The sequence below is a fragment of the Amycolatopsis orientalis DSM 40040 = KCTC 9412 genome, from assembly GCF_000478275.1.
Classification (GTDB): Bacteria; Actinomycetota; Actinomycetes; order Mycobacteriales; family Pseudonocardiaceae; genus Amycolatopsis; species Amycolatopsis orientalis.
In genome coordinates this window covers 1-14,472 of record NZ_ASJB01000090.1, presented here as the reverse complement: position 1 = coordinate 14,472, position 14,472 = coordinate 1, and the positions used below count along the sequence as shown (strand labels likewise).

Genomic DNA, 14,472 nt, shown 5'->3' with positions numbered 1-14,472 from the left:
GGACGGCCGGCTTGGTGAGGGTCCGGCAGGGGCTGAAGGGGCCTTTCCTCTCATCGCATGCGGCGAAGGGCGCTTTCCCCGCATCGCATGCGGGGAAAGCGTCCTTCAGCCCCCGAACCGAAGCGGGCTCACCGCCTGCTCGGTTTAGTGGTCCGGGCCGCGCGGGAAGGACCCCTTCCCGCGGCTCAGCCGAGGAAACTCGACCTTCACACCTTGCCCAGTACATGAAGGCCCCCATACTTGCGCCTAGGTACAAGAAGGGGGCCTTCATGTACTACAGGGGCGAGCAACCGCAGCGGCGTGGTGAGGTGCGTCTCGTGAGTGGTAATGACGGTTAGAACCGTCATTACCACTCACGAGACGCACCTTTGCCTTGCCCTTCAGCGCTTCCCGAACCGAAGCGGGCTCACCGCCTGCTCGGTTTCGTGGTCCGGCCCGAGCGGGATCCCCGACCGGTCACGCAACAGCAAGGTGGCGACGAGGCCGATGATCGTCATCCCGGCGAGGTAGGCGGCGACGGACCACGAGGTGCCGGTCGCCCCGACCAGCGCGGTGGCGATCGTCGGCGCGAACGCGCCACCGAGGATCGCGCCGAGCGCGTAGGAGATCGAAACGCCGGAGAACCGGATCGAGGCGGGGAACAGCTCCGCGTAGAACGCCGCCTGCTGGCCGTAGGTGAACCCGAGCCCCACGCTGAGAATGACCAAACCCAAGGCCAGCAGCACGATGTTTCCGCTGTCCACCAAGGGGAAGAGCACCGCGACGCCGGCGAGTTGCGCGAACCAGCCCAGCACGTAGGTGCGCCGCCTGCCGATCCGGTCGGACACCGCGCCCGCCGCCCAGGTCGAGACCAGCCAGGTCGCCGCCGACGCGGTCACCGCCCACAGCACCGGACCGCGGTCGAGCCCGATCGGGCCCTTCGGGTTGGTCGCGTAGTTCTGGATGTAGCCGCCGGTGGTCATGTAGCCGACGGCGTTGTTGCCCGCGAACACCAGCGCGGCCACCAGGACGAGTGCCGCGTGCTCACGGAACAGCCGCACGATCGGGGTCCGGGTCCGCTCGCGGCGTTCGGCGATCTCCCGGAAGACCGGGCTCTCCTCGACGCGGCGCCGGACGTAGTGCCCGACCAGGATCAGCCCGACACTGAGCAAGAACGGGATCCGCCAGCCCCAGTCGAGGAAGGCCTGGCCGGGGACGAGCAGGCTGGTCAGCGCCAGCACCCCGGAGGCGAGCAGCAGGCCGAGCGGGACGCCGATCTGCGGCGAGGCACCGAAGAGCCCCCGCCGGTTCGACGGCGCGTGCTCGACGGCCATCAGCACGGCGCCGCCCCATTCACCGCCCGCCGAGACACCCTGCAGGACCCGCAGCAGGATCAGCAGGACCGGCGCGAGGACGCCGATCCGGTCGAAGGTCGGGAGCACGCCGATCAGCGTGGTCGCCGCACCCATCAGGATCAGGGTGAGCACCAGGACCACGCGACGGCCGTACTTGTCGCCGAAATGCCCGGCGAGGAAGGCGCCGAGCGGGCGGAACAGGAAGCTCACGCCCACGGTCGCGAAGGAGACGAGGGTGCTGTTCGCCCCGAGGCCGGAGAAGAACAGCTTGCCGAAGACGAGACCGGCGGCGGACGCGTAGACGAAGAAGTCGTACCACTCGACCGTGGTGCCGACGACGGTCGCGAACGCGACCCGGCGCCGTTCCGCGGACGGTGGAGCGGTCCGGCCGGAGGTGCGCTGATCCTGCGCTGGGTTCGACACGTGGACTCCTTTGTCGTCGGCCGCCTTGCCACTGTGGCACGGAATCATATACGTTATTAGATACGAAGCAAGGGTCGAGGATTCAGGGGAACATGGGCACATACGAGGCATCGGCGCCATCGGGACGCGGATCCGGTCCACTGGGGACCCGGCCGGGCAAGATCATCGCCGTCCATCTCAGCTACGCGTCACGGGCCGAGCAGCGCGGGCGGCGTCCGGCGAACCCGTCGTACTTCTTCAAGCCGTCGAGCTCGCTCGGCACGTCCGGCGGCACCGTCGAACGCCCTGCCGGCACCGAACTGCTGGCCTTCGAGGGCGAGATCGCCCTGGTCATCGGCACCGCGGCCCGGTGGGTCAAACCGGAGCGGGCGTGGGACCACGTCGCCGCGGTCACCGCCGCGAACGACTTCGGCCTCTACGACCTGCGCGCCGCGGACAAGGGCTCCAACGTCCGGTCCAAGGGCGGCGACGGCTACACCCCGCTCGGCCCGGGCCTCATCGACGCTCGCGACATCGACCCCGCCGCCCTGCGCGTCCGCACCTGGGTGAACGGCGACCTGGCGCAGGAGGACACCACGGCCGGACTGCTGTTCCCCCTGCGGCAGTTCGTTTCCGACCTCTCCCAGCACTTCACGCTCGAACCCGGCGACGTCATCCTCACCGGCACCCCCGCCGGATCCTCCGTGGTCTCCCCCGGCGACGTCGTCGTGGTCGAAGTGGACGTTCCCGGCACCTCGGTCAGCAGCGGACGACTCCACACCACCGTCACCCAGGGGATCCGGTCCTTTTCGGACATCGGCGGCCTCCCCGAGGCCGACGACAAGCAGCGCGCCGAAGCCTGGGGCACCCCCGTCGTCCCCGAGCAGGAGGAAGAGCCTGCTCCCGCGCTCGGCGAAGAACTCCGGGCCAAGCTGCTGCGCGCGCCCGTCGCGGGCCTGTCCGCCCAGCTGCGCAAGCGCGGGCTGAACAACGTCGCGATCGACGGCGTGCGCCCCAACATCCCCGGCTCGAAGATCGTCGGCACGGCACGGACCTTGCGTTTCGTCCCGAACCGCGAAGACCTCTTCAAATCCCACGGCGGCGGCTACAACGCGCAGAAGCGCCTGTTCGACTCGGTCGGCAGCGGCGAGGTGATCGTCATCGAGGCCCGGGGCGACGCGGGTTCCGGCACGCTCGGCGACATCCTGGCGCTGCGGGCACGGTATCTCGGCGCGGCCGGAGTGGTCACCGACGGCGGCGTCCGCGACTTCGGCGCCGTGGCCGCGACCGGCCTCCCGGTGTTCTCCCACGGCCCGCATCCCGCCGTCCTCGGCCGGAAGCACGTTCCGTGGGACACCGACGTCGCCGTCTCCTGCGGCGGGGCGACCGTCCTGCCCGGCGACATCATCGTCGGCGACGACGACGGCGTGATCGTCATCCCGCCGGCGCTGGCCGAAGAGGTCGTCGACGCGACGCTCGTCCAGGAGGACGAAGACGCCTGGATCGCGGAGCAGGTCGGACAGGGACGCCCGATCGAGGGGCTCTTCCCGCTGAACCCGTTGTGGCGGGAAAGGTATGAGGCATGGCAGAAGAAACAGTGAAGACGGCCAGCAAGTCCGAACTCGCCTACGAGTGGCTGCGTGAGCGGATCGCCCGGCACGAGTACGGACCCGGCTACCGGCTCGTCCTCGCCGAGATCGCCGGCGCGCTCGACATGAGCGTCGTCCCGGTGCGCGAGGCGATCCGCCGTCTGGAGGCCGAACGGCTGGTGACCTTCGAGCGCAACGTCGGCGCGCGGGTGGCCATGGTGGACCAGAACGAATACGTCCACGCCATGCAGACCCTGGGCGTGGTCGAAGGGGTCGCCACCGCGCTGTCCGCGCCGGGACTGACCGAAGAGGACATCGCGAAGGCGCGCAGGGTGAACGAACGGATGATCACCCTGCTGGACCACTTCGACGCGCACGAGTTCACCGCGCTGAACCAGCAGTTCCACTCGCTGTTGTTCGCCTGCTGCCCCAATCCGCAGATCCTCGACCTGGTGCACCAGGGCTGGACCCGGCTGTCCGGACTGCGCGACTCCACCTTCGCGTTCGTCCCCGACCGCGCGCACCACTCGGTCGAAGAACACGAACAGATCCTCCGGCTGATCTCCGAGAAGGCCGACCCGCTCGACATCGAATTCGCCGCGCGCAATCACCGCTGGGCCACCATGCAGGCCTTTTTGGACGCTCGAGAGCGCGCGAACCGCTGACTGAGGAGGACTTTTGACCAGCACTACTCCCCGGCCGATCCCGGACGGTGTCCCCGAGCGGATCCGGCACTACATCGGCGGCGAACTCGTCGATTCGGCCGACGGCGCCGTCTTCGACGTACTCGACCCGGTGACCAACGAGGTCTATGTGCGGGCCGCCGCCGGGAAGAAGGCCGACGTCGACCGCGCCGTCGCCGCCGCGCGGAAGGCGTTCACCGAGGGACCGTGGCCGAAGCTGCTGCCGCGCGAACGGTCGCGGGTGCTGAACCGGATCGCCGACCTCGTCGAGTCGCGCGACGAACGGCTGGCGGCGCTGGAGAGTTTCGACTCGGGCCTGCCGATCTCGCAGGCGCTGGGCCAGGCACGCCGGGCCGCGGAGAACTTCCGGTTCTTCGCCGATCTGATCGTCGCGCAGGCCGATGACGCCTACAAGGTGCCCGGCCGCCAGGTCAACTACGTCAACCGCAAGCCGATCGGTGTCGCCGGGCTGATCACGCCCTGGAACACGCCGTTCATGCTGGAGTCGTGGAAGCTCGCCCCGGCGCTGGCGACCGGCAACACCGTGGTGCTCAAACCCGCCGAGTTCACGCCGCTTTCGGCGTCGCTGTGGGCGGAGATCTTCGAGGAGGCGGGACTCCCGCCGGGCGTGTTCAACCTCGTCAACGGATTCGGCGAGGACGCCGGCGACGCGCTCGTGAAGCATCCCGACGTCCCGCTGATCTCGTTCACCGGGGAGAGCAGGACCGGGAGCTTGATCTTCGGGAACGCCGCGCCGTTCCTCAAAGGACTGTCGATGGAACTGGGCGGCAAGTCGCCCGCCATCGTCTTCGCGGACGCCGATCTGGAGACCGCGATCGACGCGACCATCTTCGGCGTGTTCTCCCTCAACGGCGAACGCTGCACCGCGGGCAGCCGGATCCTGGTCGAACGCGCGATCTACGACGAGTTCGTCGAGCGGTACGCCGCGCAGGCGGAACGCGTCGTCGTCGGTGACCCGGCGGACCCCGCGACCGAGGTCGGCGCGCTGGTGCACCCCGAGCACTACGAAAAGGTCATGAAGTACATCGAGATCGGCAAGACCGAGGGCAGGCTGGTCGCCGGCGGCGGCCGCCCGGACGGCTTCCCGACCGGGAACTACGTGGCGCCGACGGTGTTCGCCGACGTCAAACCGGACGCCCGGATCTTCCAGGAGGAGATCTTCGGTCCGGTCGTCGCGATCACGCCGTTCGAAGGCGAGGACGAGGCGCTCGAACTCGCGAACAACACGAAATACGGTCTGGCCGCCTATGTCTGGACCAACGACCTCAAGCGGGCGCACAACTTCGCGCAGTCCGTCGAAGCCGGGATGGTCTGGCTCAACTCGAACAACGTCCGGGATCTGCGCACGCCGTTCGGCGGGGTCAAGGCGTCCGGACTGGGGCACGAGGGCGGGTACCGCTCGATCGATTTCTACACCGACCAGCAGGCGGTGCACATCAACCTCGGCGAGGTGCACAACCCCGCCTTCGGCAAGGGCTGACCCGTCCTCCGTCCACAAAGGATTCCGCAATGAAGCCGATCCCCACCCCGTCCTCACCGCCGCCGGACGTCCTGCGCTGCGCGTACATGGAACTCGTCGTCACCGATCTCGCCCGCTCGCGCGCGTTCTACGCCGACATCCTCGGCCTGACGGTGACCGAAGAGGACGAAAATACGATCAGCCTCCGCACGATCGACGAGTTCATCCACCACAACCTCGTGCTGCGCCAGGGCCCGGTCGCCGCGGTCGCCGCCTTCTCCTATCGGGTGCGGTCCCCGGAGGATCTCGACAAGGCCGTCGCGTTCTACACGGAACTGGGCTGCCGGGTCGAGCGCCGCGAGAACGGGTTCACCAGCGGCATCGGCGATTCGGTGCGCGTCCAGGACCCGCTCGGTTTCCCGCTCGAGTTCTTCCACGACGTCCAGCACGTCGAACGGCTCAGCTGGCGCTACGACCTGCACGTACCGGGCGCGCTGGTCCGGCTCGACCACTTCAACCAGGTCACTCCGGATGTCCCGCGCGCGGTCAAGCACATGGAGGACCTCAACTTCCGTGTCACCGAAGACATCCAGGACGACCAGGGCGTCACCTACGCGGCGTGGATGCGCCGCAAGCCGACCGTGCACGACACCGCGATGACCGGCGGCGACGGCCCGCGGATGCACCACGTCGCGTTCGCCACGCACGAGAAGCACAACATCCTGTCCATCTGCGACAAACTCGGTTCGCTGCGGATGTCGGACCACATCGAACGCGGTCCCGGCAGGCATGGCGTCTCGAACGCCTTCTACCTCTACCTTCGCGATCCCGACGGGCACCGCGTCGAGATCTACACGCAGGACTACTACACCGGTGACCCGGACAACCCCGTCGTCACCTGGGACGTGCACGACAACCAGCGCCGGGACTGGTGGGGCACGCCGGTGGTCCCGTCCTGGTACACCGAGGCGTCCCTCGTGCTCGACCTCGACGGCAAACCGCAGCCGGTGGCCGCGAGGACCGAGGACAGCGAACTGGAGGTCACCATCGGCGCCGACGGCTTCTCCTACACCCGCAAGGGCGACGACGAAGGGGAACTGCCGTCCTGGAAACAGGGCGAGTACAAACTCGGCAACCAGCTCTGAGGCGGGGACATGCTCGACCAGGAAACGATCACCGCGATCGCCGACGAACTGGCGGCCGCGGAGGAGGCCCGGGAAACCGTGCCGTTGCTGACGGCGCGCTATCCGGACATGACCGTCGAAGACTCCTACGCCGTGCAGAACGAATGGCGGCGCCGCGGCATCGCGGCGGGGCGCCGTCCGGTCGGCCGCAAGATCGGGCTGACCTCGAAGGTCATGCAGGCCGCCACCGGGATCACGGAACCCGACTACGGCGCGATCTTCGCGGACATGGTGTTCGAGAACGGTTCCGTCATCGAACACGGCCGGTTCTCGAACGTGCGCATCGAGGTCGAGCTGGCCTTCGTGCTCCGTGATTCGCTCGCCGGACCTGACGTCACGGTGTTCGACGTGCTGCGCGCGACCGAATACGTCGTGCCCGCGCTGGAGATCCTGTCCTCGCGGGTCGAGATGGCGGGTCGGACCATTGTGGACACGATCAGTGACAACGCGGCCATGGGCGGGATGGTCCACGGTGGCAACCCGGTCGCGGTGGACGCCGTCGACCTCCGGTGGGTGTCGGCGCTGCTGTACCGCAACGAGACCATCGAGGAATCCGGTGTCGCGGCCGCGGTGCTGAACCATCCCGCGAACGGCGTGGCCTGGCTGGCGAACAAACTCGCGCAGCACGGTGACAAGCTCGATCCGGGCGACATCGTGCTGGCCGGCTCGTTCACCCGGCCGATGTGGGTCCACCCCGGTGACACGGTGACCGCCGACTACCGGGACCTGGGGGCGATCACATGCCGCTTCGTCTAGCGCCGACCTTCCGCGCGCGGCTGGCCGAGTCCGCCCGTCCGCTGATCGGCATGTGGGTCACGTCGGGCAGTCCGGTCGTCGCGGAGATCTGCGCGGGCTCCGGGCTCGACTGGCTGCTCGTCGACACCGAGCACTCCCCCGCCGGCCTGGAGACGGTGGAGTCGTTGCTGCGGACGATCGCCGCCTATCCGAGCACGCCGATGGTGCGCGCCCCGTCCGGCGACCCCGTCGCCCTGAAACAGCTGCTCGATCTCGGCGCGCAGAACCTGCTCGTCCCCATGGTCGACAGCGCGGAGCAGGCCGAGGCCGTCGTGCGCGCCGTCCGCTACCCGCCGCGGGGCGTACGCGGCGTCGGCAGTGCCCTCTCCCGGTCGGCGCGCTGGAACCGGGTCGAGGACTATCTCACCAAGGCGGACGAGTTCACCTCGCTGTTCGTGCAGATCGAGTCCACGGCCGGGGTGGCGGACGCGGCGAAGATCGCGGCTGTCGACGGCGTCGACGGCGTCTTCGTCGGGCCGTCCGATCTGGCCGCCTCGATGGGCCTGCTCGGACAGCAGACACATCCCGACGTCACCTCCGCCGTCCTCGGCACCTTCGAGGCCGTGCGGGCACAAGGAAAGCCGGTGGGCGTCAACGCCTTCGACCCCGCACAGGCCCAGCGCTACCTCGACGCCGGCGCCTCGTTCGTCCTCGTCGGCGCCGACGTCACACTGCTCGCCCAGGGTTCGGAGGCACTCGCCCGGCGCCATCCCCGGAACCCTTGACCGGGCGGTGGGTCGCCACGCCATCGGATCGCGGCGACCCACCGCGTTTCACCCTGCTGTGCAGGATGCCGTCCCCAACCGGAATTCCGACGGCGCCGGGGCTGCCGCCCCGTTGGCCTGGAATCCGATAGTCACATTCGCTCCGGCGGCCAGCGCCGGTGCCCATGCCGGAGCCGTCGCCGTCACCGTGCTGCCCTGCTGGGCCACCGTCGCGTTCCAGCCGCTGATCACCTGCACACCGGACGGCACGGTCCAGGCCGCCGTCCAGTTCGCGATCGCGTCCGTTCCCGTGTTGGTCAGCCGCATCGTGGCGGTGAAGCCGCCGTTCCAGGTGTTCTCGACCCGGTACGCCGCCGTGCACCCAGGTCGCGGCTCCTGCGTCCCACCGCCCGACGGCGGGATCAGGTACGGGCTCAGGTACCCGTGCTTGACCGTGTTCACCGTGGTCCAGTCGTCGTTGAGGATGCCGCCGGTGTCCCCGGAGTTGGGATTCCAGGACCAGTAGGTGAAGTCCATTCCGGACGGTCCGGATCCCGAGTACCGCATCAGTTCCCTGAGCCAGACGCCGTCACGCGGATCCCGCAGCGTGCTGCCGAACTCGCCGAGCAGCACCGGCGCGATGTTCTCCTTCTCCAAGTAGCCGAACCAGTGATCCCACAGCGCGGGCAGGTTAGCCGGGAAGGCCGGGTCGTCGAACCACGGCTGCGCGAACACCGAAGTGGCGTACTCGTGCGCCGAGTAGACCAGCTTGCCCGGTTTGCTCAGCCGGACGGGGAACTGCCGGGCACCGGAGAGGTTCCCGCCCCACCAGCCGCATTGCGGCGAACCGGTGCCGGCGACGCAGTCGACACCTTCGACGATGATCAGCCAATCCGGGTTGACCGAGAGGATCGCGTTACCCGCCCTCTCCGCCGCCAGACGCCAGTCCACGGCCTGATCACCGCAGCCCCAGCAGGCGCCGCCGCCACCGGACACCGCGTGTGGTTCGTTGTGCAGGTCCGCACCGACCACGGTGGTGTTTCCCTTGTACCGGGCGGCGAGGGTTTTCCAGTCATCGATCCAGCGTGCTTCGGGATAGGCGGCGGTGTACCAGAGCGGTGACTGCCCGGCGCCGTCCGGGCGATGCCGGTCCAGGATCACCCGCATCCCGCGTGTCCCGGCCTCGGCGATCACCTTGTCGATGATCTGGATCCCGGAAAGTCCTGCCAGATCGGGGTTCTTCGTCAGATCGATGCTCGTGGGCGCCGAACCCGCGTCGAGCATCTGGTTGGAGTAAGGGATCCGGATGGTGTTGTAACCGAGGCCCGCCATCTGCGCGACCATGTCGCGGTAGTTACGGCTCCACAGGCCGTGGAAGGTGAAGTTCGCCGTCTCGGAACCGAACCAGTTGATGCCGGTCATCCGCACCGGATCGCCCTTGGCATCGACCAGTTGCGCGCCGCGAGCGCTCCAATAGCCGGATCCCGTTCCCGCCGCGGATGCGGTCGGGCTCACCACCGTGAAGGAGGCGAGCCCGACCAACGCGGCGATCAAGCACTTCAGTGTGCGTGAACGCCATGCTTTCACCGATGTCCTCCTGGTCAGCCGAAGAGTTGGACGTGCAGGGAGAACGCTGTCGCCACTTCGGCCTGCGCCCAGAACCTGTGGAAGGTGAAGGTCGGTGCCGCCCCACCGTCCAGATGGGCCTGGACCTTCGGCCATTGCGGATCGTTCTTGAAGAACGAACGGATCGAAAGGAACGTGCTGTTCGCTCCGATGGTGTCCCCGTTCGGCATCTTCCCGGTCCAGCCCGGCGGCACGTAAGTCCCTTCACCGGTGGTGGAGTTGTAGGCGTCGTCGAACCGGCCGTAGTCGCCGCGAGTCTCCGGCGTAGCGACCCCGAGCGTGTCGGTGTGCGCCAGCATCCCGTTCAACAGCGCCTCACCCGTGCTCTTGGCGGCGGCGTTGCCGGACTTGGCCGCGTAGTTCAGCAGAACCTTCGCGTACGCGGCCGCGACCCCGACGTCCTGGTTGTGGTTGAGCACCTTGACGTGCAGGCCCGTGTTGCCGGCGGGATTCGCCGGGTTCCACGTTTCCGGCGCACCCGTCCATTCCAGATCGGCCGGGATCTTGAAGTCCGCGCCGGTCGTGGTGTTGGCGATCGCCCACGGGACCCACTTGTCCAGGATCTTCTTCGCCCTGGCGTCGCCGGTCAGCTGGTACAGCGATGCGACCCGTTCCAGGTTCCACACCTGGAAGCCGAACCAGCGGTTGCTCGGCGGGTCACGCCAGACCGGGTGAGCGTCGTAGAACATGCCGTAGAAGGTCGGCGTGCCCGCGGGCGGCGCGCCGTACTGGCCTTCCCAGCTGTTGGTGACGCCACCGGCGATCCCGCCTTCACTGGCCTGCAGCCACTGCAGCACCTCGAGTTGCCGGTCCAGGCTCTTCGCCCAGTCCGCGGCACCCGTCGCCGAACGCGGTTTGAGCGCCGGGTCGTTGGCCAGCGCGTACGCCGCGAGCGGGTTCTGGTAACCCTGGTGGCTCGCGCCGTCGCCGATACGCCAGGCCCAGCCCGCCGAGGTGTCGGTCGCGCCGCCCCAGGCGTAGTACCAGGACATCAGGTAATGCGCGCTGTCCTTGCCCGTCCCGGCCGGGCAACTCGGGCTCGCGCAGCCGCCGATCTTCTTGAAATACTTGTCGAACATGGCGTACCGCAGGTAGTCGCCCATCTTCGACGCCTTCTTCACGACCGCGTCGACCTGCGTGCCCTTGCCCTGCGCCGTCGCCCACTTCTGGGCGAGGTAGGCGACCTGGACGGCCCGCGCGTCGGCGTCCGGCGCGTTGGTGTACTTCCATTGCTTGGCGTACGACGAGTCCTTGGTGAACAGGTCCAAGAACCCGTTCGGCCCACCGTGCTTGAAGGTGTCGCACGACGGCTGCGGGATCGTCTCCCACACGGATTCCGAGGAACCGCGCTGGTAGGTGTTGATGTACGCCGGCGCGGTGCTGCTGCCGTCGCCGCACCGGCCGAAGCCGTAGGTGTTGTCGACGTCGAGCAGCCAGTGCATCCCGTAGATGTCGTCGGTACCGTAGGCCGTCTTCAGTTCCGAGGCGATCGGATCGGAACCGACCGAGACGCCGGAGTCGAGCTGGGACGGATAACGGTCCATCCGGGGATGTTCGGGTGCGTACGTCGCCGGCTTGCCCGCGTTGTACTTGTCATTGGTGGGCTGGTCGGCGTGCGGCGGGATGATGTACTTCTCCAGCGACGCCCACGCTGCGTTGAACGGTGCCCAGTCACCCTGGATCTGGCCGTACGCGGCTTCGAGCCACAGGTAGTAGCTGAACGCCTCGGACGTCGTCTCGTGACCGTGGTCCGGTGCTTCGACCAGCAGCGTCTCCACCGAGTGGTAGGGAACGAGCAGGTCGCCGAACCGCCGGAAGTAGCCGCTCGCCGGATCCTTGATCTTGTTGTACTGCGTCAGGAACGCGGTCTTGAACGCAGGCGTCGCCGGGTCGAGTTCGTTCACCGTCACGGTGGCCGCGTCATAACCGGCCGCGGTGGCGGAGAAGGTCGCCGAGGCGAGCGCTCCCCCGTTGGCGGCGGAGGTGATCGTGACCTTCTGGGCGACGTTCCAGTTCGCGGTCGTGAAGGTCAGCTGCGTCGGCGCGACCGTGAGATCCGCGCTGCCCGAAGCCCGGGCGATCGCGACCGGGACCGTCGCCGACGGTGCGCTCGCCAGCGTCACATCCACAGTGGCCGACGTCCCTTGCCGGACCGAAACCGTCGCCGGAGTCGCGACGATCGTCGGCGCCGCGAGCACCCGGACCGCGATCGGCGAGGACACGGTGGACGCGCCCTTGTCGTCATAAGCCCTGGCGGCGACGGAATACTGCCCCGCCGCGGCCGGGGTCCAGCCGAGCTGGAACGGGGCCGAGGTGTCGGTGCCGAGCAGTTCGGTACCGGCGTAGAACTCGACCTTGCCGACCGTGCCATCGGGATCGTTCGCTTCCGCGGCGAGCGGGATGACCGTCGACAAGGGATGGCTGGAGTTGTTCGCCGGACTCGTCAACGCGACCGACGGCGCCCGGTTCGCGCCGGTGCACGCCGTCCCGTTGACGGCGAAGTCCACCGGAGCCCGGTTCGCGGCCCCCTTGCTGCCGTTGAACCCGAACTGGGCCGAACCGCCCACCGGGATCGTCCTGTTCCAGTCCACATTGCGGACCGAAACCGCGGCCCCGGTCTGGGTGAGGACACCGTTCCACAGCTGGCTGATCCGCTGGCCGTCGGCGAACGTCCAGGTCAGATCCCAGCCGTTGATCGGCTCGGTGCCCGGGTTGCGGATGGTCACGGTGGCACCGAAACCCGTGTCCCATTCGTTGGTCACGCCGTACTCGGCCGTGCACGAAACCGCCGCCGCCGCGGGTTGCGCCGCGGTCATCAGCGCGACTGAGAGCAACACCGTCAGCAGTAAGGCGGGTAAGGCTCTTCTGGATCTCATGAATCCTCTCCTCTGGCCGGACGGGCGACTGGGAGCGCTCCCATGCAGGGTAGCCGGGCGATTACGTTCTGGGAAGACACACTCCGCCGAACGGAGTCTTCTGTCCTTTGTGGATGATCAGGATGGTTGGGGTGGGGCGGTTCGGGTGGGCGATCAGTCGACTAAACGCGGGGGTCGTGAGGGGCGGGCTGGTGGTGACCCTTTGGTCAGGTAGGACTGGGTGGGCGGTGGAGGATTCGGGTGAGGAGCGTTTCTCCGCGGTTGGCTCCTGCCAGCCGGTGGTTCTCGGTCACGATCGTCAATGCGACGTATTTGATCCTCGTCGTGAAACTTACAAATGAAGGACATCCAGGGACGTGGCGCCTGCTTGAGGACGGGTCGCCGGGGCCGCCGTCTGCCCGGTGGCGGATGTGGGGGCGCCAGTTCTTCGGCCACCCGGGAAGTCGTGCCCCTGATCGCGAATGTTGAGGGCTTTCGTTGGCCTGGTTGGCGCGCCAGGCGTTGAAGGCGCCCTATCTGCGGGCATGCCGAGGGGCCCGTCGCCAGTGTGGCTGGCGGGCTCCTCGGGTGGTGCGGGGTCAGGCGGCGGCGCGGTGGAGGGTGTTGCGCCGGGTTCTTCGTAGCGGGTCCAGATACTGGGGCGGGATGAACTCGGGGAGCCCGTCGGCGGCCATGCGGACTTCCCAGTCGCCGTGGTGGATCAGGCGGTGGTGGAACCCGCAGAGCAGGGTGAGATTCCGCAGGTCAGTGGGTCCGCCGTCTGCCCAGTGCTGGATGTGGTGTGGTGGGCGTGACAGTTCTTCGGCCGCCGATGACAGCCCGGGAACGCGCAACCCCGGTCCCGGATGTTCAACGCCCGGCGCTGGCCGGGGGTGACGAACCGTCGCATCCGCCCGACATCCAGCGGTTCACCGGCCGCGTTGAGAACGACGGGGAGCATGAGGCAGTCGCAGGCGGCCATCCGGGCCTCGCGGGCGGTCATCGTCCCGACGAAGTCCACACACGCGGTGCCGAGACCCGACTTCAGCTCCTCCAGGCCGATGGTGACGTGGACGAGGGTGCGGTAGCCGGAGGTGCCGGGCTGGTCGGGGCAGGCGATCGCGAGGTCGAGCAGGTCGACCCAGGCGTCGCCGAGGCGTTCGGGTCTGGTCCGCAGGTCGGCTTGGCCGAATTCGTCGACCGGGCGTGGTGACGCATACGCCTCCAACGCCGCCGCCGTCCGCGCACCGGCCTCGTCGTCGAGGAGCCCGTTGAGTTTCCAGAACCCGTCTTTGCGGCGTTCCAGAGTGAGTTCCCGGCGGGGCTGTTTGGGTTCGGGTTCTTTCGGCTCGGCGNNCGGCTCGGCGCCGTCGGGGTCGAGCCAGCCGAGTAGGTTCTGTTCGGCTCTGGCCAGTTGCTGTGGCCCGGCGTGCCGGGCCAGCTCGGCCAGGGTCTTCTCCGCGTGCTCCCGGTCCTCTGCTGACGTGTCGAGCGGCAGGCTCGCCAGAAAGTTCAGGATCTGCTGGATTCGTTCGTCCCCGACCGCTCCTTCGGCGGCCGCAGCAGCGGTGGCGGGTGCCGAGGCCGGAAGCTCGGTCCCATCCAAAGCCCGGGTCGGGTTCAGCGCGATCGCGCGATTCACCACCGGCCGCGCTTCGCCGAAGGACAGTCCGGCCACATCGGCGAACCATCTGATGGTCGACCCGTAGCCGTACAAGTCTTTCGCCCCGCGAGACTCGATCTCCGCCAGATACCGCCCCAGCCCGGCAGTGGCGACCCGGATCACCTGCAGGAACTGCTGCACGCCATGAGCAAGCTCC

Annotated in this window: 9 protein-coding genes and 1 pseudogene; 6 read left to right on the top strand and 4 right to left on the bottom strand. The window is 68.3% G+C overall.

What is annotated here, in order from left to right:
• Positions 1–380: 380 nt before the first annotated feature.
• Positions 381–1,757, bottom strand: a complete 1,377-nt coding sequence (locus L324_RS36465) for an MFS transporter (RefSeq protein WP_037319808.1) — start codon at positions 1,755–1,757, stop codon at positions 381–383.
• A 92-nt stretch (positions 1,758–1,849) separates the two neighbouring features.
• On the opposite strand from L324_RS36465, the gene L324_RS36460 reads away from it, so the two are divergent.
• From L324_RS36460 to L324_RS36435, 6 genes are read left to right on the top strand one after another with little or no spacing between them, the layout of a single operon-like run.
• Positions 1,850–3,337: a fumarylacetoacetate hydrolase family protein gene (locus tag L324_RS36460; RefSeq protein WP_037319806.1), complete on the top strand. Its 1,488-nt coding sequence runs from the start codon at positions 1,850–1,852 to the stop codon at positions 3,335–3,337.
• Positions 3,319–3,990: a GntR family transcriptional regulator gene (locus tag L324_RS36455; protein ID WP_037319804.1), complete on the top strand. Its 672-nt coding sequence runs from the start codon at positions 3,319–3,321 to the stop codon at positions 3,988–3,990. The genes L324_RS36460 and L324_RS36455 overlap by 19 nt, the downstream gene beginning before the upstream one ends.
• 13 nt (positions 3,991–4,003) lie before the next feature.
• Positions 4,004–5,509: a 5-carboxymethyl-2-hydroxymuconate semialdehyde dehydrogenase gene (hpaE, locus tag L324_RS36450; RefSeq protein ID WP_037319801.1), complete on the top strand. Its 1,506-nt coding sequence runs from the start codon at positions 4,004–4,006 to the stop codon at positions 5,507–5,509.
• A gap of 29 nt (positions 5,510–5,538) precedes the next feature.
• Complete coding sequence (gene hpaD / locus L324_RS36445; protein WP_037319799.1) at positions 5,539–6,633, top strand: 3,4-dihydroxyphenylacetate 2,3-dioxygenase; 1,095 nt, start codon at positions 5,539–5,541, stop codon at positions 6,631–6,633.
• A 9-nt stretch (positions 6,634–6,642) separates the two neighbouring features.
• Positions 6,643–7,428, top strand: coding sequence for a 2-oxo-hept-4-ene-1,7-dioate hydratase (gene hpaH, locus L324_RS36440; protein WP_037319797.1), 786 nt, complete (start codon positions 6,643–6,645; stop codon positions 7,426–7,428).
• Positions 7,413–8,192 (top strand): HpcH/HpaI aldolase family protein, encoded by a 780-nt coding sequence (locus L324_RS36435; RefSeq protein WP_037319795.1) that lies wholly within the window; start codon positions 7,413–7,415, stop codon positions 8,190–8,192. Before hpaH ends, L324_RS36435 begins: the two co-directional genes overlap by 16 nt.
• A gap of 48 nt (positions 8,193–8,240) precedes the next feature.
• On the opposite strand, the gene L324_RS36430 is transcribed toward L324_RS36435, so the two are convergent.
• The 3 genes and pseudogenes from L324_RS36430 to L324_RS36420 form a co-directional block, all read right to left on the bottom strand.
• Positions 8,241–9,725, bottom strand: coding sequence for a cellulase family glycosylhydrolase (locus L324_RS36430; protein WP_173426442.1), 1,485 nt, complete (start codon positions 9,723–9,725; stop codon positions 8,241–8,243).
• A gap of 47 nt (positions 9,726–9,772) precedes the next feature.
• Complete coding sequence (locus L324_RS36425) at positions 9,773–12,673, bottom strand: glycoside hydrolase family 48 protein (RefSeq protein WP_037319790.1); 2,901 nt, start codon at positions 12,671–12,673, stop codon at positions 9,773–9,775.
• A 578-nt stretch (positions 12,674–13,251) separates the two neighbouring features.
• A pseudogene (locus L324_RS36420) lies at positions 13,252–14,472 on the bottom strand (HNH endonuclease signature motif containing protein); the annotation flags it as partial.

Bases quoted from the DNA above. Each gene is read 5' to 3' on its own strand.
- L324_RS36435 (WP_037319795.1), top strand. From the start codon at position 7,413: ATGCCGCTTCGTCTAGCGCCGACCTTCCGCGCGCGGCTGGCCGAGTCC.
- L324_RS36425 (WP_037319790.1), bottom strand. From the start codon at position 12,673: ATGAGATCCAGAAGAGCCTTACCCGCCTTACTGCTGACGGTGTTGCTC.
- L324_RS36455 (WP_037319804.1), top strand. From the start codon at position 3,319: ATGGCAGAAGAAACAGTGAAGACGGCCAGCAAGTCCGAACTCGCCTAC.
- hpaD (WP_037319799.1), top strand. From the start codon at position 5,539: ATGAAGCCGATCCCCACCCCGTCCTCACCGCCGCCGGACGTCCTGCGC.
- hpaH (WP_037319797.1), top strand. From the start codon at position 6,643: ATGCTCGACCAGGAAACGATCACCGCGATCGCCGACGAACTGGCGGCC.
- L324_RS36460 (WP_037319806.1), top strand. From the start codon at position 1,850: ATGGGCACATACGAGGCATCGGCGCCATCGGGACGCGGATCCGGTCCA.